This window comes from Megasphaera indica (assembly GCF_046614755.1).
In the GTDB taxonomy this organism is placed as follows: domain Bacteria; phylum Bacillota; class Negativicutes; order Veillonellales; family Megasphaeraceae; genus Megasphaera; species Megasphaera intestinihominis.
Map to the genome: position 1 here is coordinate 81523 of NZ_JBKKJR010000006.1, position 20187 is coordinate 101709.

The following is a 20187-nucleotide window of genomic DNA, read 5'->3' on the forward strand; positions in this document are numbered from 1 at the left end:
GATTAGCAGAAACAACTATTTTACACATTACAACAAGGACTGCTATCTTTTAAAATGTAACGTTTTGAACCGGCATGGAATTGCTATCGTAGGGGCGCCCACGTGGGGCGCCCGTCAGACTATGGGGACGACAAACAGCATGACCAGTATGAGCTATGCCCGGGATTCACGCGGGCTCCCCACGTGGAAGCCCCTACAAAAAAAGCGCTGCCGTCAGGGGCAGCACTTTTCACTAAATCGTATAACTATAAATCTTGTAAATTTCATACACTACTTTTGTTCAGCTTGCGCTAAGGCTTCCTGGCGGCTCAGGATGCGCACCGGGATGGGCAGCGATTGGAGTACCTCAATCGTTTCCCCTGCCGTGTCCTTCGTCGTCCGGACGAAGCCGATGCCCTTCTTGCCGTCCAGGGCCGTGACCACGCCCAGGTAGTCACAGCCTTCGATGATGCGGTTGATGAAGGTCATTTCCGACGGAAGGGCCTGGAAGTAGACCCAATCTTCATCAAACATGGCTCTTCACCTGGCGGCGCATCATGGAATATGGTTCCAGCCGTTCCGGTACGGCCAGGCCGACGAGCTGCTGGGCGTGGCGGGCGGCGTCGAGTTCCTGCCCCTCTTCATCGACGATGCGGTCGATGGTATAGCGGACCAGATGGCCCTTGGGCTGGAGGAATTCTACAGTCTGGCCGAGTTTGAAGTGGTTCCGCTGTTCTACCCAGGCCAGGCCCTTTTCTTCATCATAGGACTTGACGAGGCCGATGAAATCATGTGTCTGGGTATTGCTCGACTGGCTGTAGACCTGGTCGGCCGCCGTCGGCCGGGAGACGGAGAAGCCCCGCGTGTAGGGCCGATGGGAAATCTTTTCCAATTCGTCGAGCCATTCCTGGCGGACCGTGAAGTGTTCCGGGTCGGCTTCGTAGGCGTCGAAGGCCTGGCGGTAGACCTTGGTCACGGTGGCGACGTAGTGGATGCTCTTCATGCGCCCTTCGATTTTCAGGCTCGTAAAGCCGGCGTCGTAGAGGTCCGGCAGGTACGGCAGGAGGCAGAGGTCCTTGGAGTTGAAGATGTACGTCCCCCGTTCATCTTCGACGACGGGGAAATACTGGCCTGGCCGCTTCTCTTCGACGACGTTGTACTTGAAGCGGCAGCACTGGACACATTCGCCGCGGTTCGAGTCGCGGTCGCCCTGGGTGAAGTAATTGCTCAACAGGCAGCGGCCGGAATAGGAAATGCACATGGCGCCGTGGATGAAGCCTTCCAGTTCGATATCGGGGACTTTGGCATGGATTTCCTTGACGTCGCGGAGGCTCACTTCGCGGGCCATGACGACGCGCGATGCGCCGTTGTCGCGCCAGAATTTCGTCGATGCCCAGTTGGTCGTGTTGGCCTGGGTCGATATGTGGACAGGCAGGTCGGGTACGAGCTGCCGGGCCAGGGCGAAGATGCCCGGGTCGGCGATGAGGATGGCGTCGACGCCGATATCGCGCAGGTAGACGAGGTATTCCGGCAAGCCCTTGAGGTCGTCGTTATGCGGGAAGATGTTGACCGTCACGTGGACGTGCTTGCCCCGGGCATGGGCATAGTCGACGGCTTCCTTCAGTTCTTCATTGGAAAAGTTGTCGCTGAAAGCCCGCAGGCCGAAGGACTTCCCTCCCAGGTATACGGCATCGGCGCCGTATAAAAAGGCCATCTTCATCTTATCCATACTGCCGGCCGGAGCCAGCAATTCCATTTTTCCCATTCTCTTATCCTTTCCATTGCGAAACGGTCATGCCGTCGCCATTTTCAAAAAATACAGTCTCAAAAAGGGACCGGTCGCCGACGAGGTCCATGAATTCCCGCAAACGGGTCACGGCCGTGCGGTGTTTGTGCGGCAGGGTCCCTTCGATATAAAACATGTCGTGGTAGTCGATATTATCCGCTGCGACGATGGCGCCAGGCAGGAGCTTGGGCAGGAGATATCGCAGCTGGCGCACATACTGCCCTTTCGGCCCGTCGAGGAAGACGAAGTCCCACGGACCGGGAAGCTGTTCCGCCAGCGCCGTCCCATCGCCGTGGATAGCCGTAATGACCTTTTCATAGGGTGAGCGCCGGAAGAACTGGCAGGCCAGGTCATAGCGCTCACGGTCGAGCTCGATGGTCGTGATCGTCCCGCCCGGTGCCAGGAACGGCGCCATCTGCAGGGCCGAATAGCCGATGCAGGTCCCGATTTCCAGGACATGTTTCGGCCTGCACGACGCTGCGATGCCCGTGAACAAGGGCAGCTCGCTGTCGCGCAGGATGGGCAGGTTCCGCTCGCGGGCACAGGCTTTCATATCCTGGAACAATGCCTCCATCATGGCATGTGCTCCTGGACGTTCTTCATGTGCTCCTCATAGGTGGCGGCGAAGTAATTATGGCCGTCCTTATCGGCGACGAAATAGAGGTAATTCGTCTGTGGTGCCTCGAGGATGGCTTCCATGCAGTCCATGCCGGGATTGCCGATCGGTCCCGGCGGCAAGCCTTCATAGCGGTACGTATTGTACGGCGAATCGTACTGCGTCTCGTTGATGCTGTAGGCTGCCTTGTGGGTCCCCATGGCATAGGAAATGCTGGCATCGGACTGGAGTTTCATGTGGATCTTCAGGCGGTTCTCAAAGACCGACGCGATGAGGGGCCGGTCCTTTTCGTATTTCGCTTCCTTTTCGATGAGCGAGGCCAAGGTGACGAACTGGTAGATCGACAGGTTCTGCTTGGCAATGCCCGCTTTCATGGCATCCGTCAAGTGGGCGTCGAAGTTCTTGAGCATCATGGCCACGACGTCGTCGGCCGTCGCGTCATAAGGGATGAAATACGTGTCCGGGAAGAGGAAGCCTTCTGTCGGGAAGGTCACTTTGCGATTGCCCTTCATATACGGCAGGAGCTGGTCCGATGACGAAGCAGCCTTGAGGAAATCGGCTTCGCTGATGCGCCCGTTGGCGGCGACGGCCTTGGCGATTTCCCGGACCGTATAGCCTTCGGGGACGACCAGGCGGTCCGCTTCCGACTTGCCGCTGGTCAGTTTTTCCAGCAGCGTATGGAGGCTCATGCGCGAATCGAAGGTATACTCGCCGGCATGGATGTCCCCGGCCTGTCCCGTGACGGTCGCTACGGCGCGGAACCACAAGGGGCTGGCCATATAGCCTTCATCGGTCAGGACATCGCCGACTTCCGAAGCCGTCATGTCGCTGCGGACGTGGACGTAGCCGCTCTTATAGGGCAGGAGGAAATTGGGGCCGAAATAGCCGTAAGCCACGGCGGCGATGCCTAGACAGACTAGTCCGGCTGCGGCGGCAGCGATACGGCGGCCCTTCTTTCCAGGCGGAACGCGGCGTTTCTCATGAAGTTGTGTCGTTGTATGATTCTGTTGTTCCATGGGGTATCCTATTTCTGTGCAGCCCAGGTACGGCTCTGCTGGGCTTTTTCTTCACTGTGATTGATGGCCTGGGCCTGTTTTTCCTGTTCGTAACGGGCCTGGGCAGCGGCCTTGGCGGCCTGGAGCTGGGCCTGGACGGCCGGATTGGCCTGCGTGACCGTCCCGTCGGCATTGACGGTCTGGGCCGCATCGAGCTGGGCCTGGGCGGCCGAGACTTCATTGGCCAGGTTCTGGAGTTCGCGGTCATTCATGTCGTGGCGCACGTCGGCCTCCAGGGGGACAGACGGCGTCGGCTTGACGTCGACATAGACTTCGAACAGGCGCTGCCACGGCAGGGCGACATCGACGGTCTTGGGGTCGATGCCGAGATACGTCGACGCATAGCGCTGGAGCTGTTCCTTCGTGCGGCTCTGGAGTTCTTCGTTGAGCGTCGGGTAATACTGAGTGACGACGCCGGCTTCCAGTTTCTGCTGCATACGGTAGATGTAATCGCGGACATTGGCCTGGTACGCCCAGTTGTCGAGGTACTGCGTGGTCAGCATGTCGCGGTGGGCATCGGCCGTCATGTACTTGGACAAGACGCCCTGGGCGATGCCGTAGCCGACGGAGTTGCTGGCCGTGTTCCAGCCGTTGTAGGCGGCCAGGCGGTACATCATCTTATCCTGATAGAGGCCGTAGACCAGGGTGTTGTCGGAGCCGTTGGAAAAGGCCATATCGACGATGCTGACCGGGATGTCGAGGTTGACGGCCTTTTCGATCTGCGTCAGGAAATCCCGCGTCGACTGGAGCATGATCGGGAAGTTTTCAAAGTTCGCCGATTCCGTCGTCGACGTCGTCAGCGGCGTGTTGACGGCCAGCAAGAGGTCCGGCCGTTCGTTGTCGACCATAGTGCCGCCGATGGCTTCGACGTGGGACGCGATGGTCTTGCCAATGGCCTGGCCGTCATAGCGGGGCACGGTCTTTTCGCCGCCGCCCAAGGGATAGATGACGGTGATCTTGGGATGATAATTATTGAAATCGTTGCTGGCCCGCGTGATGAGCAGCAGGCCCAGCTGGTCGGCACCGGGGAAGGAGCCGAAAGCCGTCTTAGGGATGCCCGTACTGGCCATTTCCAGGTACTTCGATTCCAGCGACGACTGGGTGCTGACGGAATTATCGTCGTGGCCCAGGCTGTAATAGGTAAAGACGCCTTTGCGGGCATCATCGATGAGGCGGTAATTGATGCTCATGTTCTTTCGGCGCCGGTTATACCAGTCCTGGAGGTATTCCATGGGCACGCGGCGCATGATGGCGAACCAGTCATTGCGTTCCTGCGGATTCAGGCCTTCTTCGTCCATCTTGGCCTGGAGCGATGCCAGCTGATAGATGTCGGAGCCCATGGTCAGGTAATAGTCCGGTTCGACGCCCTTGCCGCCGGCCCAGGGACTGCGCATGACCGTGCTGAAGACATAAATGGGCATCTTCTTGTGCGATTTATGCAGCGCTTCGACCTTTTCCAGGCGCGCTGTCAGCGTTTCCATCGGCAGGTTATGCTTGCGCGAATCGACGAGGCCGCCATAGACCAGGGAATCGATGGACAGGACCATGGCATCGGCCTTGCCGGCATTGGCATTGACCCAGTCCATGAGCTTATCCGGCGAACCGTGGAAGTTCATGCCCGACAGATACTGGGCCGGCGGCGTCAGGACCTGATAGCCCGCCGCTTCGGCCGTACTGACCGTGTATTCATAATCGACAGGCCGGTCATCCTGGGGTACATATAAAATCGTCTTTGCCAGTGCAGCCGGCGAGGCACATAAAAAGAAAGAGGCTACGGCCAGGCTGACTGCTTTCTGTAACAGATTCACGTTATCACTCCTATTATGAAGAAAAAAAATTGTACCCTTTATTATATCACGGCCCTGGGAAAATTTGTAGGGGCGGCCCTACGCCCTCCGATGATGGGCCCGGCGGATCCTTGGGATATTGAGGTGCAGTCGGATGGCCACCAGGCGGATGGCGACGGTGACGGAAAAGGCGACGATGGCGCCGACTTCCAAGGGGACCTCAAAGGGGATGACGGCGCCGTACAAGAAGATACTGCCCAGGAGGGACGCCGTCGCATAGACTTCCTTGCGCAGGACGCCGGGGATGCGCCCGGCCAGGACGTCGCGGATGACGCCGCCGCCGACAGCCGTCAGGACGCCGAGGGTGATGTCGAGGATCCAGTAGTCGGGATAATAGAAGCAGCCCAGGAGGGTCCCGGTAACCGTAAAGGAGCCGAGGCCGATGGCGTCGCAGACGAGATACCAGATGGAGAGCTTGCCGACGACGCGACGCCACATGCGGATGTTGAAATAGCGGACGATAATCGTGATGACGGCCATGGAGCCGAGGATGATCCACAAATAGATACTGTTCTTAAAGGCAGCCGGCGGGATATTGCCGATGAGGATGTCGCGGATGATACCGCCGCCGACAGCCGTCGCCGCACTGAGGACGAAGATGCCGAAGAGGTCCATGCGCCGTGAAATGGCTGCGAAGACGCCGGATACGGCAAAGGCCGTCGTCCCTAATAAGTCGAAAATCTGCCACCAAATGGCATCCATAATAGTTTCCCCTTCCCTGTTTTCGTGTTATGATAGACATAAATTTTTTTGCTAAGGAGACTCCATCCACTATGACTAAAGATGAATTTTATATGGGCAAAGCCCTGGCCGAAGCCAAGACGGCCTATGCCGTCGGAGAAATCCCCATCGGCGCCGTCATCGTCTATGAAAAGAAAGTCGTCGCCCGGGCCTATAACCTGCGCGAAAGCCTGCCCTGTGCGACGGCCCACGCCGAACTGCTGGCCATTGAAAAAGCCTGCCGCGCCCTCAATCGCTGGCGCCTGACAGGCTGTACCCTCTACGTGACCGTCGAACCGTGCCCCATGTGTGCCGGCGCCATCGTCAACAGCCGCCTGGACCGCGTCGTCTACGGCTGCGACGACCCGAAAGCCGGTGCCGTGCGCTCCCTCTTCCAGCTCGTCGACAACGACCGCCTCAACCACCGGACCGAGGTCACAGCCGGCGTCCGGGCCGAAGAATGTGCGGCCCTCATGAAAGATTTCTTCCGCCAAAGACGGAAAAGATAGTGGCTAGTGGCTAGTGGCTCGTGGCTCGTGGTTCGTGGCTCGTGGCTCGTGGTTCGTGGCTTGTGGCTCGTGGCTCCCCTGATAGGGGAGCTGTCAGCGCAAGCTGACTGAGAGGTTTTCAAGGCAACCTCTCCGGCCTTACGGCCACCTCCCCTATTATGGGAGGCATAATCCGCATGGACCGTCTCAAGCCATTCTGGCCCGTCAGGTGCCGACCCACGGAAGGCGCAGGACCGCTGCCAGAACGGACAGTCGTGGCGGGCGGCCTGCTCGCGGCTCCCCTGATAGGGGAGCTGTCAGCGCAAGCTGACTGAGAGGTTTTTTAATCCCTATTCGGGGAGGCTATGGCGCAGGTATTCCCGGAAGGCGTCGCCCAGGTCTTCCCGGCGCAGGGCGTATTCGACGGTGGCTTTCAAAAAGCCCAGTTTATTGCCCGTGTCGTAGCTGCGACCGCTGAAGGTGTAGGCGTAGACCGCTTCCCGGTCGGCCATGAGGCGCAGGGCATCGGTGAGCTGGATTTCCCCGCCCTTGCCGGGCTGGACGCGGCGCAGGATTTCAAAGATATCCGGCGTCAGGATATAGCGGCCCAATGCGGCCAGGCGGCTCGGCGCTTCGTCGACAGCCGGCTTTTCGACCATGTCGATGAGCTTGACGACGCGGTCGTCGTCTGTCGGCTGGCCCTGGACGATGCCGTAGCGCGATACCAGTTCCTGCGGCACTTCCTGACAGCCGAGCATAGTAGCCCCCAGGCGGCTGAAGGCATCCATCATCTGTTTCAGCGCCGGCTGCTCAGGATTGTAGACGACGTCGTCGCCCAAAAGGACGGCAAAGGGCTCGTTATCGATGAACGATTCGGCACAGCGGATGGCATCGCCCAGGCCGCGCATGTGCTTCTGACGGATATAATGGATATTGATGGACGAAATGTCCTGGACCAGGTGCAGCAGCTGGTCCTTCCCCTGCTGGCGCAGTTGCAGCTCCAGGTCGATATTGGTATCGAAATGGTCTTCAATGGCCCGCTTGCCGTGGCCCGTGATGATGAGGATTTCTTCGATGCCGCTCTGCAGGGCTTCTTCAACGATGTACTGGATGACCGGTTTGTCGACAATGGGGATCATTTCCTTAGGGATGGCCTTGGTGACCGGCAAAAAGCGCGTCCCATAGCCTGCCGCCGGGATGACGGCCTTACGAATTCGTTTCTGCATGGTATCCTTCCTTTTCTACAGCAGCCAGGGCGCCGGCGATGACATCGTCCATGTCGTAATACGTATATTCAGCCAGTCGGCCGCCGAATATAACATTGCGTTCATGGCGGGCTAAGGCCGCATATTTATGGTATAAATTCTGGTTCACCGCATCGTTGACAGGATAATAGGCTTCTTCGCCGGCCTGCCATTCAGCCGGGTATTCCTTGGTGACATACGTCACAGGCTGCCTGCCAAATTCAAAATGCTTGTGTTCAATCGTACGCGTATACGGTGTTTCCCGGTCGGTATAGTTCATGACGGCCACACCTTGATGGTTGACCTCGTTATAACGTTGCGTTTCAAAATGCAGACCCCGATAGGCCAGATGGCCCAGGCGGTAGCCGAAATACTCGTCAATGGGACCGGTATAGACGACTTTGCGGGCTATATCCAGGTACGATGCCCGTTCGCGGTTATAATCGACACCAGTCCGCACTTCGATGCCTTCCAGGAGGGCGTCGATGAGGACATTGTAGCCCCCTCGGGGGATGCCCTGCCAGCAGTCGTCGAAATAATTATTGTCGAAAGTATAGCGCACGGGCAAGCGCTTGATGATGAACGCCGGCAAATCCGTACAGCTCCGGCCCCACTGCTTTTCCGTATAGCCTTTGATCAGTTTCGTATAAATATCCGTGCCGATGAGGGAAATGGCCTGTTCTTCCAGATTCTTAGGCTCCGTAATCCCTGCCGCCCGGCGCTGGCCTTCGATCTTGGCCGCCGCCTGTTCCGGCGTGATGATGCCCCACATCTTGGCAAAGGTATTCATATTGAAAGGCAGATTGTACAGTTCGCCTTTATAATTGGCAATGGGCGCATTGATAAAATGATTGAATTCGACGAACTGATTGACATAGTCCCAGACCCGGCGGTCCGACGTATGGAAAATGTGGGCACCATAGCGATGGATATGGATGCCGTCCTTCTCTTCACAATAGACATTGCCGCCGACATGGTCCCGCCGTTCCAGGACCAGGCACTGTTGGCCGGCCTGATGCATCTCGTGGGCAAAGACACAGCCAAAGAGGCCGCTGCCGACGATGACGTAATCGTACATAATTTAGTTCCTCATTTCGTTATTAATGGCCTGCGGGAATCCCAGATTCGCAGGTCGCAGGCCGCAGGTCGCAGGTCGCTTCGTAGGGGCCGTCCTAAGCTTTTTTGGCCCGTCAGGTGCCGACCAACGGAAGGCGCAGGACCGCTGCCAGAACGGACAGCCGTGGCGGGCGGCCCGCTTGTGGCTCCCCTGATAGGAGAGCTGTCAGCGCAGCTGACTGAGCGGTTTTCAAGGCAACCTCTCCGGCCTTACGGCCACCTCCCCTATTATGGGAGGCATAATCCGCATGGGCCGTCTCAAGCCATTCCGACCCGTCAGGTGCCGACCAACGAGAGGCGCAAGACGGTTGCCAAAACGGACAGCTGTGGCTAGGCGGCCCGCTTGTGGGAATCCCATATCATGAACCGCAGGCCGGCACGCCGTACATACTTTCGGCCTGGCGGACGGCGCGGCGGATGGCCTGTTCGACGACGTAGGCGGCGATGGTCCCGGTCAGGCTCAATTCGGCCGAAACGCTGCCGACACTGGCGGCATAGAGAGAATCGCCGTCAGCCGTCGTATTGACAGGACGGATGGTCCGGACGAGGCCGTTGCTGCCGAGGGCGGCGATTTTTTTCAGCTGAGCCTTGTCGAACTGCCCATTGGTGACGACGGCACCGATAGTCGTATTGGTCGTCGTCCCGACGGCGCGCTGGGAAAAGAGGGTCGGCGTCTGGCCGGCTTCTTCGAGCATGACCCGCCGCGTATCGGCAAAACCCTGGCCATCGCGGCTGCGCATACCGGCCAGAATCTGGCCGTTTTCGTCGAGGACATCGCCGACGGCATTGACGGCGACGACGGCACCGACCTGAAGGTCGCCGACCTGGACGGCATAGGCGCCGAGGCCGGATTTCATCATATAGTCCGGGCCGCAGAGCTTGCCGACCGTCGCCCCCGTACCGGCACCGTAACAGCCTTGGCGGAAGTCCCCACTTTCCGACGCCTGGCAGGCCACATAGCCCATGGCGGCGTCAGGGCGGACATTGTCGCCGCAGCCCAGATCATAGATGCACGATTCGACGACGAGGGGCACCTTGCAGATGCGCGTATCGAAGCCGATGTGCTGTTCTTCCAAATACTGCATGACGCCAGCCGAGGCATTGAGGCCAAAGGCACTGCCGCCGCTGAGCAGGATGGCGTGGATGCCCGACGCAGCCGCCATAGGACTGAGCAGTTCCGATTCCCGGCTGGCCGGGCCGCCGCCGCGGACGTCGACAGCACAGGGCGCACTTTCCGGGAACACGAGGACTGTGCAGCCCGTGCCGCCCTGGCGGTCCTGGGCATTGCCCAGGCGGAAACCGTTCGTCCGGGCCATGGCTAACATATCTATTTCTTTCATGAAGACACTTCCCTTTATTTCATCTTTTCAAAGTCTTTCCAGAGCATACTGGGCTGGATACCCGTATTGTTCTGGTACTTGCCGTGCTGATACGTATCGTATTCGCCGTCGATATCGTGATAGTAGATCTGGCAGATTTCCACGTTCGGATAGATGCGGATGGGCTGGACACAGAAGATTTCCAGCGTCCAGTAACCGGCAAAACCGACGTCGCCGAAGCCAGCCGTGACGTGGATGAAGACGCCCAGGCGGCCGACGGACGACCGGCCTTCGAGCATGGGGATATAGCCGTCAGTCCGGGTATATTCATTGGTCCGGCCCAGATAGAGCTTGTTAGGCTGCAAGACGTAGCCCGACTTGGGGATATAAATGGTCGATGCCGGATTGGGCTTGGCCATATCCAGTTCTTGGTGGTCATAGACCATCAGTTCATTGTGCAAAGACAGGTTATAGCTATTGGGATTGACCCGTTCCGGATGGAAAGGTTCAATGATGATTTCCTTACCTAAATGCTTGACAATTTCCTTGCCTGATAAAATCATGAGTGCCACTCACTTTCTCTAGTAAATTCACTTCTTATCATATAGCAAAACCGGTTCGATGTCCACGGCGCGATGAGCCGGTTTTTCTTTCCCTGTCTCAAAGAAGTCCTCTACATAGAACGTGACCTTCTCCCCTTCCTCCGGGCGGACGCGGTACAGCGAAGCGGTACGGAAATAATACTGATTGCCGCCGTATTCCCGCAGGAAGCCGGCCTTGCTGCCGGGCAGGATTTTTTCGATGGTCCCCTTGTGGCGCGTCTGGCCGGCATGCTTCTCGTCCATCCAGAAACCATGGAGCCCGTCCATCAGCTCCTGCCGGTCCGGTTCGGGAAAAGCATAGCTGTCGGTCTTGGCCAGGAGTTCGGCCTTGACCTTCCAATGCTGGTCCATGCGGACCCGTTTGGCCAGGAGGTAATGGAAATAGGCCATCTTCTCATAACCGCCCATATTCTCCAAAGCCTGGGCGAACTGGACCATGAAATTGACCTTGGCCTTGAACTCGCCGCCAGCCAGGAAGGCCGACGCCCCATAGCGGCGCATGGCCGCGCTGTCGCCCTCGGCCTGGGCGGCAAAGAACAGGCCCCGGAAAAGAATCCAGTGCTGCTTGTACTTCAGCAGGTTCTCCAGGCGCTGCCGCCCTTCCCCGACGCGGCCCTGGCGCAGCAGGCAGAGGGCAATGCGGTAAGAAAACCAGATGTCGTTGTCGTGATGGAGCTGAGGAAAATAGTTCAGGGCCTGCCGGCACAAGGTGATGCAGTCGTCGTACTTCTCTTCCTTGACCAGGATGCGGCTCATGAGGGAATACCAGCGCTCCCGGTCCGAGGCAATGACCCGTTCCCGCCCCTTCAAAGTCACGGTCTTCTCTTGGTCCGGCAGCTGGTCCGGGTCGAGGCGGCGCAAATAGGACCCCATCAGTCCGGCCTGACCGGGCTGGTTCTTGAGGACATCGACCATGCGCCACACGGCCAGGGCATACGGCGTATACGGCCCTTGCTGACTGTATTTCAAGATGGCGTCGACGGCGCGACGGAAATCCTCCGGTGCCTGCGTCCGTTCATCGAATTTCTGGATATATAAATAATAGAGGCACCAGCAGTAAATCCCGTGGAGATTGACGAAATCGGGGAAGGCAATCATGCCGGCCCGGGCGATTTCCCGCCCCTTCTTGTACTGCTTCGTCTTGCGCAGGGCATAGGCATAGTAATAATAATCCCAACACGTCCAAGACCGGTCCGGTGCCGCCTTGCCATACATAGCCAGTACCTCGTCATAGCGGCCGTCGCGGCAGGCCTGGCGGGCAGCAAAAGAATCCATGGAACCACCTCCGTATTTTTTCACAACATTTTCGTATATGATAAGGGTATTATACCATAAAAAATAAGCTGTCGCATGTGCGACAGCCTATTTTCTGTAGGGGCGCCCACGTGGGGCGCCCGCTCCGAAATATGTATGATGTCCCAACCAGTTTGCTCGAAGAGCCATCCAAATCCCGAACGGGTCGCCCACGTGCGACCCCTACAAAATCCGTGCTACTAGTGGTTAGTGGCTAACTGCTGACTGCTAGCCACGGATCTTTTTAATTTGTTTTTCCAGTTCCGGCATGACTTCAAAGAGGTCGCCTACGATGCCGTAGTGAGCGAATTTGAAGATCGGTGCGTCCGGGTCTTTATTGACGGCAATGATGAGGCCGGCGTCCTGGATGCCGAGTTTGTGCTGGATGGCGCCGGAAATGCCCAGGGCGATGTAAATCTTCGGAGCGATTTTCTTGCCTGTAATGCCGATCTGCCATTCATAGGGAGCCCATTCTTTGTCGACGAGGGGCTTGGATACGCCGAAGGCTGCGCCGATGCGCTGGGCAAAGGCCTGAACGGCTTTCATGCCGTCTTCGGTCTGGACGCCGCGGCCGGCACCGACGACGATATCGGCCGTCGTGATGGTCAGTTCTTCCGCTTCTTTTTCGACCGGTTCAAAGTTCGTCACTTTGACGGACGGAGCGGCACCGGCGAAGTCGACGCTTTCTTTGATGATTTCGCCTTTCCGGGCCGGGTCAGCCGGCGTGCCGTGGAAAATCTTGTCGCTGATGGTAGCCAGCTGGGGGCGCGTCGTCGTCTGGATCTTGACGAAGAGCTTGCCCGTATAAGCCGGACGGATCCAGGTCAGCGTATCGTCATCGCCTTCAAAGCGGACGTCCGTGCAGTCTGCGACCAGGCCGACGCCGAGCTGAGCCGACAGGCGGCCGCCGAGGTCACGGCCATCAGGCGAACCGCCGATGAGGATGACGCTGGGTTCATATTTTTCAGCCAAAGCGGCGATAGCTTTGGTGTACAAGACGGAATCGTAGGCAGCCAGGACACTGTCTTCGACAGCGACGACGGCATCAGCGCCATAGGAAATGGCTTCCTGGCTGGCTTTGGCCGTATCGGCACCGGCGACGAAGGCGACGACCTGTTTGCCCTTGGCATCGGCCAGCTGACGGGCTTTGCCCAACAATTCGATGCTCAGCGGGCTCAGGGCACCGCCGACGATTTCTATATATACGCAGATATTCTGTTTCAATTCCATAATTCAGCCCTCCTTACAGCAAGTTCTTGGCAGTCAGTTCTTTGACGAGATTAGCCGCAGCGTCTGCCGGCGTAGCGCCTTCGATCATGACGCCGACCGGATTCGGTTCCGGTGCGAAGAGTTCCGTGACTTTCGTCGCCGAACCAGATTTCCCGACACTTGCTGCATCGAGGCCCAGGTCTTCCACTTTCCAGACATCGAAGACGGCTTTCTTGGCAGCCATCTTGCCGCGGATCTTCGGAGAACGCGGCGTATTGCTCTTTTCCGTAACCGAGACGACAGCCGGGAGCTGAGCCTGTACCGTTTCAATGCCGTCGTGGTTCAGGCGCGTAGCCGTTACCGTCGTGCCGTCGACACTGACCGAATTGGCATAGGAAATGAGGGCCATACCCAAACGCTGGGCAATAGCCGGCGGGATCTGCCCCGTATCGCCATCCGTCGAGCGCTTGCCCGTGAAGACCAGGTCGGCACCGCCCAATTTTTCAATGGCCTTGGCCAATACCAGGCCCGTTGCCAGCGTATCGGAGCCAGCCATGCGTTCGTCCGAGACGAGGACACCTTTATCGGCACCGATAGCAATGCCGTCACGCATCATTTCACCAGCCAGGGCGTTGCCCATGGTCAGGATCGTCACCGTACCACCGATGGCATCCTTGACGGCTACGGCCGCTTCGATAGCGTGTTTATCAACCGGGTTGAGCATCGACGGAGCGCCGACACGGACCAAGTTGTTGTCTTTGGCGATTTCAATATCCGAAATCGCAGGAACCTGCTTTACCAAAACTACAATATTCATAAGTAAGCCTCCTTTTTTCGTCTTCTTATGTCACCTATTATACTCCATATTCAACAATTTATCAACGGATAATTATTTTTATTTACAAAATCTATATCTAACGTATCTTCCCATTGACAGCCCTAGGCTATTCTTTTAAAATTAAATAGTATTAAATAGGTTAATCGTTTGATTTTCCAGCTAATCTTTATACTTTTAGGAGGTTTTTATCATGTCTGAATCCCATCCGGAGCGGCGCCCTTATGATCCGCCCATGTCTCCGGACCAGAATTACGTTGAAATCAATGCTTATGTCGTCGGCTGGGGGCTGTTCTTCGCCGCCCTCTTCTCCCTGGCCGTCGGCTATCTCTGCCTGAAAATCGGCCAGACCGTCGATGCCTTTGCGCCCGTCTCCGTCCTGGCCATGGGCATGGCCGTCCTCTTCAAGCGCAAGAATGCCTTCCCGGAAACGGTCCACATCCAGGCCATCGCCAGCGCCGGGACCAACATCATCGGCGGCGTCATGTTCATCCTGCCGGCCCTGTTCATCTTGCAGCTCGACAGCCAGCTGACCTATACGGAAATGGTCATCCCCATCGTCCTCGGCGGCGTCCTGGGCGTCCTCCTGGCGACGACGTTCCGCCGCTACTTCTGTGAAGAAATGGATGCGGCTTACCCCTTCCCGTCCGGCCGGGCCGCTGCCGAAGTCCTCAGCTGCAACGGCGGTTCCAAGGCCCATGTCATGGTCTTCAGCGGTCTCCTGGCCATGGCCTATGACTTCGTCCTCAACACCCTGGGCTGGTGGCAGGAAGTCCTGTCGACGCTGACCTTCTCCTGGGGCCAGGCCGCGGCGGCGAAATACAAGCTGGCTTTCAGCCTGGATAACGACGCCGCCCTCCTGGGCATCGGCTACTTCACGGGCCTGCGCTACGCGGCTATCATCGCAGCGGGCTCGTTCTTCTCGTGGTTCGTCTGCATCCCCGTCGTCTACTACCTCGGCGGCGAACACGTCATGACCCTCCACGGCCAGGCCGTCCTCCTGGCCGATGCGCCGATCGACGCCGTCTTCTCGCAGTACGTCCGTCACATCGGCATCGGCATGCTGGCCATGGCCGGCATCATCGGCCTGGTCTCCATGTCCGGCGTCGTCGGCCGGGTCATCCGCCGGGCCGCTTCGGACCTGTTCACGTCGGGCCCGGCTTCATCGGCCGGCCTCCTGCGGACCCAGCAGGACCTGCCCATGAGCCAGATTGTCACGGGAACCCTGGCCATGTGCGCCCTGTTCACGCTCTTCTTCCACGTCACCTGCTCGCAGAACATCACCCAGACCCTGCTGGCCGGGGCGATCATCCTCATCTTCTCGTTCCTCCTCTCCGTCGTCGGCATCAGCTCCATCGCCTTTACGGGGAACGAACCCGTTTCGGGCATGACCATCTTCATGATCATCGTCTCGGCCGTCTTCATGGGCAATGCCGGCATGAGCGGCAGCTCCGGCATCATCGCCATCCTGCTCATGGCCGCCTTCCTCTGCTCGACCCTGGCCGTAGCCGGCAACTTCATGTCGGAACTGAAAGTCGCCTACCTGACCGGGGCAACGCCGAAGAAGATGCAGCAGTGGCAGATCCTGTCCATCATCGTCTCCAGCTTCATCGCTGTCGGCGTCATCTTCCTCCTCGACCACGCCTACGGCTACACGGGATCGGGCGCCCTGGCAGCGCCGCAGGCCAACGCCATGGCAGCCATCGTCAAACCCATGATGGACGGCGGTGCCGCTCCCTGGCCGCTGTACATGGCCGGTGCCTTCTTCGCCTTCCTCTTGTGGATGATGAAGGTCCCGCCCCTGGCCTTTGCCCTCGGCGCCTACCTGCCCATGGAAATCAACACGCCTGTCCTCATCGGCGGCCTCGTATCGTACTTCGTCTCCCACAGCAGCAAAGACGACGCCCTCAACGCCCTGCGCCTCAGTGAAGGCAGCACCGTCGCTTCAGGCTTCGTCGCCGGCGGCGCCATCGGCAGCCTCATCAGCGCCGTCCTGCACATCGGCGGCATCGACTGGTTCCTCAAAGACTGGGTCGTCACGCCGGGAGCCACTTACCTCGGCATCGTCGCCTACTTAGTCATGTGTGCCGTCATCTACACCGTAGCCTGCAAGGTCAAGAAAGTATAAATATTAAAAAGGCTTATCGCATGTGCGATAAGCCCTTTTTCTGCAAACTACAAACTAAAAACATTTTTACACAGAACATTTTGACTAAAAAGTTTCTGAGTAAAATCTTTCTGAGTAAAATTATACCATGCCCCTCATTGCCAGTCCAGTCAAGCTGTGATACGATGACTAAAAAGGAGGTCTGTCCTATGAAATGTTACATTGTCGACGCTTTTACCAAGGAAATCTTCAAAGGAAACCCGGCCGCCGTCTGCGTCCTGGACCAGTGGCTGCCTGACGAACTGATGCAGCACATTGCCATGGAAAACAGCTTATCCGAAACGGCCTTTACCGTCAAAGAAGGCGATCACTGGCACCTGCGCTGGTTCACGCCGGGCGGTGAAATCGACCTCTGCGGCCATGCGACCCTGGGGACGGCTTATGTCCTGGCCCATTTCGTCGAACCCGACGCCAGCCGCTACGTCTTCCAAACCCTCAGCGGCGAACTGATCGTCACCCGTGACAGCGACCGCTTCTCCATGGATTTCCCAGCCTATGACCTGAAACCCGTCCCGGTCACAGACGCCATGGAAGAAGCCCTGGGCGTCCGCCCCGTCGAAGCCTACCTCTCCCGCGACCTGCTCTGCGTCCTGGCCGACGAAGGAGACGTCATCCACTGCCAGCCTGACATGGCCAAACTCAAGCAACTCGACGGCCTGCTCTGCAACATCACGGCCAAAGGCAGCAAATACGACACGGTCAGCCGGTCCTTTGCGCCGAAACTCGCCGTCCCGGAAGACCCGGTCTGCGGCAGCGGCCATTGTCACATCATCCCCGTCATGTCAGCCAAACTCGGCAAAATCGACCTCGTCGCCTACCAGGCCTCGAAACGGGGCGGCGAACTCTATTGCCACATAGAAAAAGGCCGCATCGCCCTGGCTGGCTATGCGGCTCTCTATGCAGAATCGGATTTGAAGATTTAAAAAGATTATTCGATACTATTTCACAAAATCAGTATTTCTTCCGGATCATATGCTTCTTTAACTCCATAGTGCTCGATTTTTGACTGGTATTTTTTACCGAGATTATAGAATCGGATGCTATCTTTATCTTCATCCATGATTTTCAGTAACCGATGTTTCAACATAACTAATTCATCAGGTTGCAGCAGGCACTCGAACACAGAGTTCTGCACACGCTGACCGTATTTCTCGCACTGCTTGGCCACCTGATGCAGCCTTCTTTTTCCATTATCATCTTGTGTGCTCACATCGTAGGTCACTAATACCAACATATACTCATCTCATTTCCACAAAAAAGCCGGATACACATCTAAATCGCCACGTAAGACCCGCGCCAATAGTTGAGCTTGAACAAATGGAACCAAGCCCCAGGGAATTTTTTCTTCTAAAAAGGGGTGCCTGATTAACTCTTTCTTACGGTTCTGCCAGTCAGTAAGAAAAATTTTACGGCCCTTGTCGTTCAATAATACAGCCCCATTTTCTTGTCGTTCAAAGGCACTGGCGTTTATTTTACGATTATTGATCAATGTCAATACAAACCGATCTGCATAGATACTGCGCAATTCTTCCATCAAGTCTAACGCGAGCGAAGCTCTTCCCGGACGGTCACGATGCAGGAATCCTACATATGCATCCAGCCCAGTAGATTCCAACGCAGACGCGCAATCATTAGCCAAAATAGTATAACAAAAAGAAAGCAGCGTATTGACAGGGTCTTTAGGAGGCCGTTTGATTCGTTGTTCAAAAGAAAAGACTTCCTTATTCTGTAATATCAGACGGTCAAATACAGAAAAGTATAGACTGGCCGCCTCTCCTTCATAACCTCGCAAGCTATCTAAATCACAACACGTTCTAGCCGCGTTAGCCAAATGAAGTAACGATGCGCTGATTTCTTTTATGGTCTGGACATCAACACTCAACGGATGATCCCGCTTGGCCCTTTCCAGCACACTGCGGGCATTGAAAATTTTCCCTACCATAAAATACCTGGCAATTTGACAGCTTTGCTCTTCATCATCGGAACAACGGTATTGTTTCTTCCGCAGTAATACATTTCCCTGAGTCGTTCCCACTACCCTAGCTAAAAATCTACCACTCTGGCGATAAAAGCAAAGCCCTATATTTCTTCTGGCACATTCTCCCATTAAGGCTGGCGACGCGCCTTTATAACCGAAATAAACAATCTGCTCCAATGTATGAAGAGGAAATTTTCCCATCACATTTTCATCCATTAAAACGATAACATTGTCATTTTCTAACGCTAAATACGTTTCCGGAGTCATGATATATAATGTATTCAACAATTTTCTCATATTTCGTCACTCTCCCAACATAGTATCGTAATAGGGACGAGCTGATTTCTTTTTACAAATAACAGGCAGACAAAGTTCTTTCAAGGAACAACTGGGGCATCCCTTTCTAGGACGAACTTTAGGAATATAGCCGCGTCGAAAATAATCATGCATTTGTGCCAACATTTCTCTAACTTCATGACATAACTCTTCTGTCAATGAAACCGTTTCTCTTCGATGAGTTTCATGATAGTACACAGCCCCTTCTGAAATAGGCACTCCTAACATTTCTGTCAGACACATAGCTTGACAGCAAAGCTGAAGCCGATCTGCATCTATATCCTTGGATTTTCCTCGTTTATATTCAATGGGAAAAGGCTGCCATACCCCTTTCTGTCCGTATAAATAACAGCCAGCATTATTTTGACGAAATTCTACCACATCACATTGCCCAGTTACCCCTAACGTTCTCGAAGATATCCTCATCCCCCGGGAAACAAGAAGCTCTCCGCGTTTCTCCACAAAATCTGGATTATGACAATTTTCATGAATAATGTTACCTTCCATCGTCTTAACATTTTCAGCCCAAACTTGGTCTATGTGAATTAAGGCCCATTGTCTCGGACAAAAAGAAAAATGTTGTATCCCCGATATCATCAAAAAATCATCTTCAGCATATTCCATGAAAAACGCCTCCTTTCAGTATTCTGTAATATTCACATCCATAAGTACCTTATAATTTAATTATATCATATTTTAATCCACGCACCCATGAAGGGTGCGACTGCCATGTTCACAGACAACCACGGCGCAGGTACGCAATTTCAATCCACGCACCCGTGAAGGGTGCGACCCGAGGACGATCATGAGGCAGATGGGAGGCACCGTTATTTCAATCCACGCACCCGTGAAGGGTGCGACTTCACATTGGACCCATCGGGCAGGATAATACGGGTATTTCAATCCACGCACCCGTGAAGGGTGCGACGGGCGAGAAAATCGTCCGCAAGAAAAACGCCTGGGACATTTCAATCCACGCACCCGTAAAGGGTGCAACCAGCCGCGGCCGCCGCTTCTTCCCCGATCTGCGTATTTCAATCCACGCACCCGTGAAGGGTGCGACTACACGCCAATTGAAAACTTTCAGGATTGCCAGATTATTTCAATCCACGCACCCGTGAAGGGTGCGACACGACGACACGGTCGCCTTTCAAGAGGTCTTGCGCTATTTCAATCCACGCACCCGTGAAGGGTGCGACTTGCAGACCAGCTTGGCCTCAGTGTAGTCTCCATCCCATTTCAATCCACGCACCCGTGAAGGGTGCGACTCATCTAATGTTCCAGACCCAAGCTTCCCACAAGTATTTCAATCCACGCACCCGTGAAGGGTGCGACCATGATTTTCTTATGGTGATTCGTGATAGTACGGAATTTCAATCCACGCACCCGTGAAGGGTGCGACATTATTATACGTGTTTTTCATGCCGGTTATTCTTAATTTCAATCCACGCACCCGTGAAGGGTGCGACTCAACATGGGGCTGTTATTGGTCCTATGTCAAGTTTGAGTACAAATTAAATTGAGGTTTCTATCAATCAGTTATCCAGCAATCAAAGCTGCCTTTTTCTTGTAGTTTGCATATAATTTTTCATAGTCA

Annotated in this window: 19 protein-coding genes and 1 CRISPR repeat array; of the genes, 3 read left to right on the top strand and 16 right to left on the bottom strand. The window is 55.9% G+C overall.

What is annotated here, in order from left to right:
* Positions 1–270 precede the first annotated feature (270 nt).
* The 6 genes from ACFCTO_RS04945 to ACFCTO_RS04970 all read right to left on the bottom strand — a co-directional run bounded on the left by ACFCTO_RS04945 (position 271) and on the right by ACFCTO_RS04970 (position 5985).
* The gene (locus ACFCTO_RS04945; protein ID WP_020311389.1) at positions 271–513 is read right to left on the bottom strand and encodes a DUF4911 domain-containing protein; all 243 of its coding nucleotides are present in this window, start codon (positions 511–513) and stop codon (positions 271–273) included.
* Entirely contained in the window at positions 506–1735 is a 1230-nt protein-coding gene (locus ACFCTO_RS04950) for a peptidase U32 family protein (protein WP_499876482.1), read from the bottom strand. The genes ACFCTO_RS04945 and ACFCTO_RS04950 overlap by 8 nt, the downstream gene beginning before the upstream one ends.
* A 13-nt stretch (positions 1736–1748) precedes the next feature.
* Positions 1749–2342, bottom strand: coding sequence for an O-methyltransferase (locus tag ACFCTO_RS04955; protein ID WP_020311387.1), 594 nt, complete (start codon positions 2340–2342; stop codon positions 1749–1751).
* Entirely contained in the window at positions 2339–3397 is a 1059-nt protein-coding gene (mltG, locus tag ACFCTO_RS04960; protein WP_499876478.1) for an endolytic transglycosylase MltG, read from the bottom strand. Before mltG ends, ACFCTO_RS04955 begins: the two co-directional genes overlap by 4 nt.
* 8 nt (positions 3398–3405) lie before the next feature.
* Positions 3406–5244, bottom strand: a complete 1839-nt coding sequence (locus ACFCTO_RS04965) for a DUF4127 family protein (RefSeq protein WP_499876479.1) — start codon at positions 5242–5244, stop codon at positions 3406–3408.
* A 78-nt stretch (positions 5245–5322) separates the two neighbouring features.
* Positions 5323–5985 carry a trimeric intracellular cation channel family protein gene (locus ACFCTO_RS04970; protein WP_020311384.1) on the bottom strand — a complete coding sequence of 221 codons (663 nt, stop codon included), beginning with the start codon at positions 5983–5985 and terminating at the stop codon, positions 5323–5325.
* 71 nt (positions 5986–6056) lie between these two features.
* Here ACFCTO_RS04970 and tadA point away from each other — a divergent pair, with 71 nt between their 5' ends.
* Positions 6057–6512, top strand: coding sequence for a tRNA adenosine(34) deaminase TadA (gene tadA / locus ACFCTO_RS04975; RefSeq protein WP_294024007.1), 456 nt, complete (start codon positions 6057–6059; stop codon positions 6510–6512).
* A 329-nt stretch (positions 6513–6841) separates the two neighbouring features.
* On the opposite strand, the gene galU is transcribed toward tadA, so the two are convergent.
* The 7 genes from galU to ACFCTO_RS05010 all read right to left on the bottom strand — a co-directional run bounded on the left by galU (position 6842) and on the right by ACFCTO_RS05010 (position 14091).
* The gene (galU, locus tag ACFCTO_RS04980) at positions 6842–7717 is read right to left on the bottom strand and encodes a UTP--glucose-1-phosphate uridylyltransferase GalU (RefSeq protein ID WP_298676624.1); all 876 of its coding nucleotides are present in this window, start codon (positions 7715–7717) and stop codon (positions 6842–6844) included.
* A complete protein-coding gene (glf, locus tag ACFCTO_RS04985) occupies positions 7698–8813 on the bottom strand; it encodes a UDP-galactopyranose mutase (RefSeq protein WP_481325135.1) in 1116 nt (371 codons plus the stop codon). Before glf ends, galU begins: the two co-directional genes overlap by 20 nt.
* Before the next feature lie 397 nt (positions 8814–9210).
* Positions 9211–10191, bottom strand: coding sequence for a P1 family peptidase (locus tag ACFCTO_RS04990; protein WP_499876480.1), 981 nt, complete (start codon positions 10189–10191; stop codon positions 9211–9213).
* Positions 10192–10205: 14 nt separating this feature from the next.
* Positions 10206–10733 carry a dCTP deaminase gene (dcd, locus tag ACFCTO_RS04995; RefSeq protein ID WP_292262091.1) on the bottom strand — a complete coding sequence of 176 codons (528 nt, stop codon included), beginning with the start codon at positions 10731–10733 and terminating at the stop codon, positions 10206–10208.
* A gap of 27 nt (positions 10734–10760) precedes the next feature.
* A complete protein-coding gene (locus tag ACFCTO_RS05000) occupies positions 10761–12047 on the bottom strand; it encodes a tetratricopeptide repeat protein (RefSeq protein WP_370838473.1) in 1287 nt (428 codons plus the stop codon).
* Positions 12048–12293: 246 nt separating this feature from the next.
* Entirely contained in the window at positions 12294–13295 is a 1002-nt protein-coding gene (locus ACFCTO_RS05005) for an electron transfer flavoprotein subunit alpha/FixB family protein (protein ID WP_302485940.1), read from the bottom strand.
* A 13-nt stretch (positions 13296–13308) separates the two neighbouring features.
* Positions 13309–14091: an electron transfer flavoprotein subunit beta/FixA family protein gene (locus tag ACFCTO_RS05010; protein WP_020311376.1), complete on the bottom strand. Its 783-nt coding sequence runs from the start codon at positions 14089–14091 to the stop codon at positions 13309–13311.
* Positions 14092–14302: 211 nt separating this feature from the next.
* On the opposite strand from ACFCTO_RS05010, the gene ACFCTO_RS05015 reads away from it, so the two are divergent.
* Both ACFCTO_RS05015 and ACFCTO_RS05020 read left to right on the top strand, forming a co-directional pair.
* Positions 14303–16237: an OPT family oligopeptide transporter gene (locus ACFCTO_RS05015; RefSeq protein ID WP_299724150.1), complete on the top strand. Its 1935-nt coding sequence runs from the start codon at positions 14303–14305 to the stop codon at positions 16235–16237.
* Between the two features lie 188 nt (positions 16238–16425).
* Positions 16426–17199 carry a PhzF family phenazine biosynthesis protein gene (locus tag ACFCTO_RS05020; RefSeq protein ID WP_499876481.1) on the top strand — a complete coding sequence of 258 codons (774 nt, stop codon included), beginning with the start codon at positions 16426–16428 and terminating at the stop codon, positions 17197–17199.
* 20 nt (positions 17200–17219) lie between these two features.
* Here the strand turns inward: ACFCTO_RS05020 and cas2 are convergent, their stop codons facing one another.
* From cas2 to cas4, 3 genes are read right to left on the bottom strand one after another with little or no spacing between them, the layout of a single operon-like run.
* Entirely contained in the window at positions 17220–17510 is a 291-nt protein-coding gene (gene cas2, locus ACFCTO_RS05025; RefSeq protein ID WP_292301859.1) for a CRISPR-associated endonuclease Cas2, read from the bottom strand.
* A gap of 9 nt (positions 17511–17519) precedes the next feature.
* Entirely contained in the window at positions 17520–18551 is a 1032-nt protein-coding gene (cas1c, locus tag ACFCTO_RS05030) for a type I-C CRISPR-associated endonuclease Cas1c (protein WP_302485943.1), read from the bottom strand.
* Between the two features lie 6 nt (positions 18552–18557).
* The gene (gene cas4 / locus ACFCTO_RS05035; RefSeq protein ID WP_292302342.1) at positions 18558–19214 is read right to left on the bottom strand and encodes a CRISPR-associated protein Cas4; all 657 of its coding nucleotides are present in this window, start codon (positions 19212–19214) and stop codon (positions 18558–18560) included.
* A 69-nt stretch (positions 19215–19283) separates the two neighbouring features.
* Positions 19284–20059: direct repeats of the CRISPR family, unit length 32 nt; unit sequence ATTTCAATCCACGCACCCGTGAAGGGTGCGAC.
* Positions 20060–20187 lie beyond the last annotated feature (128 nt).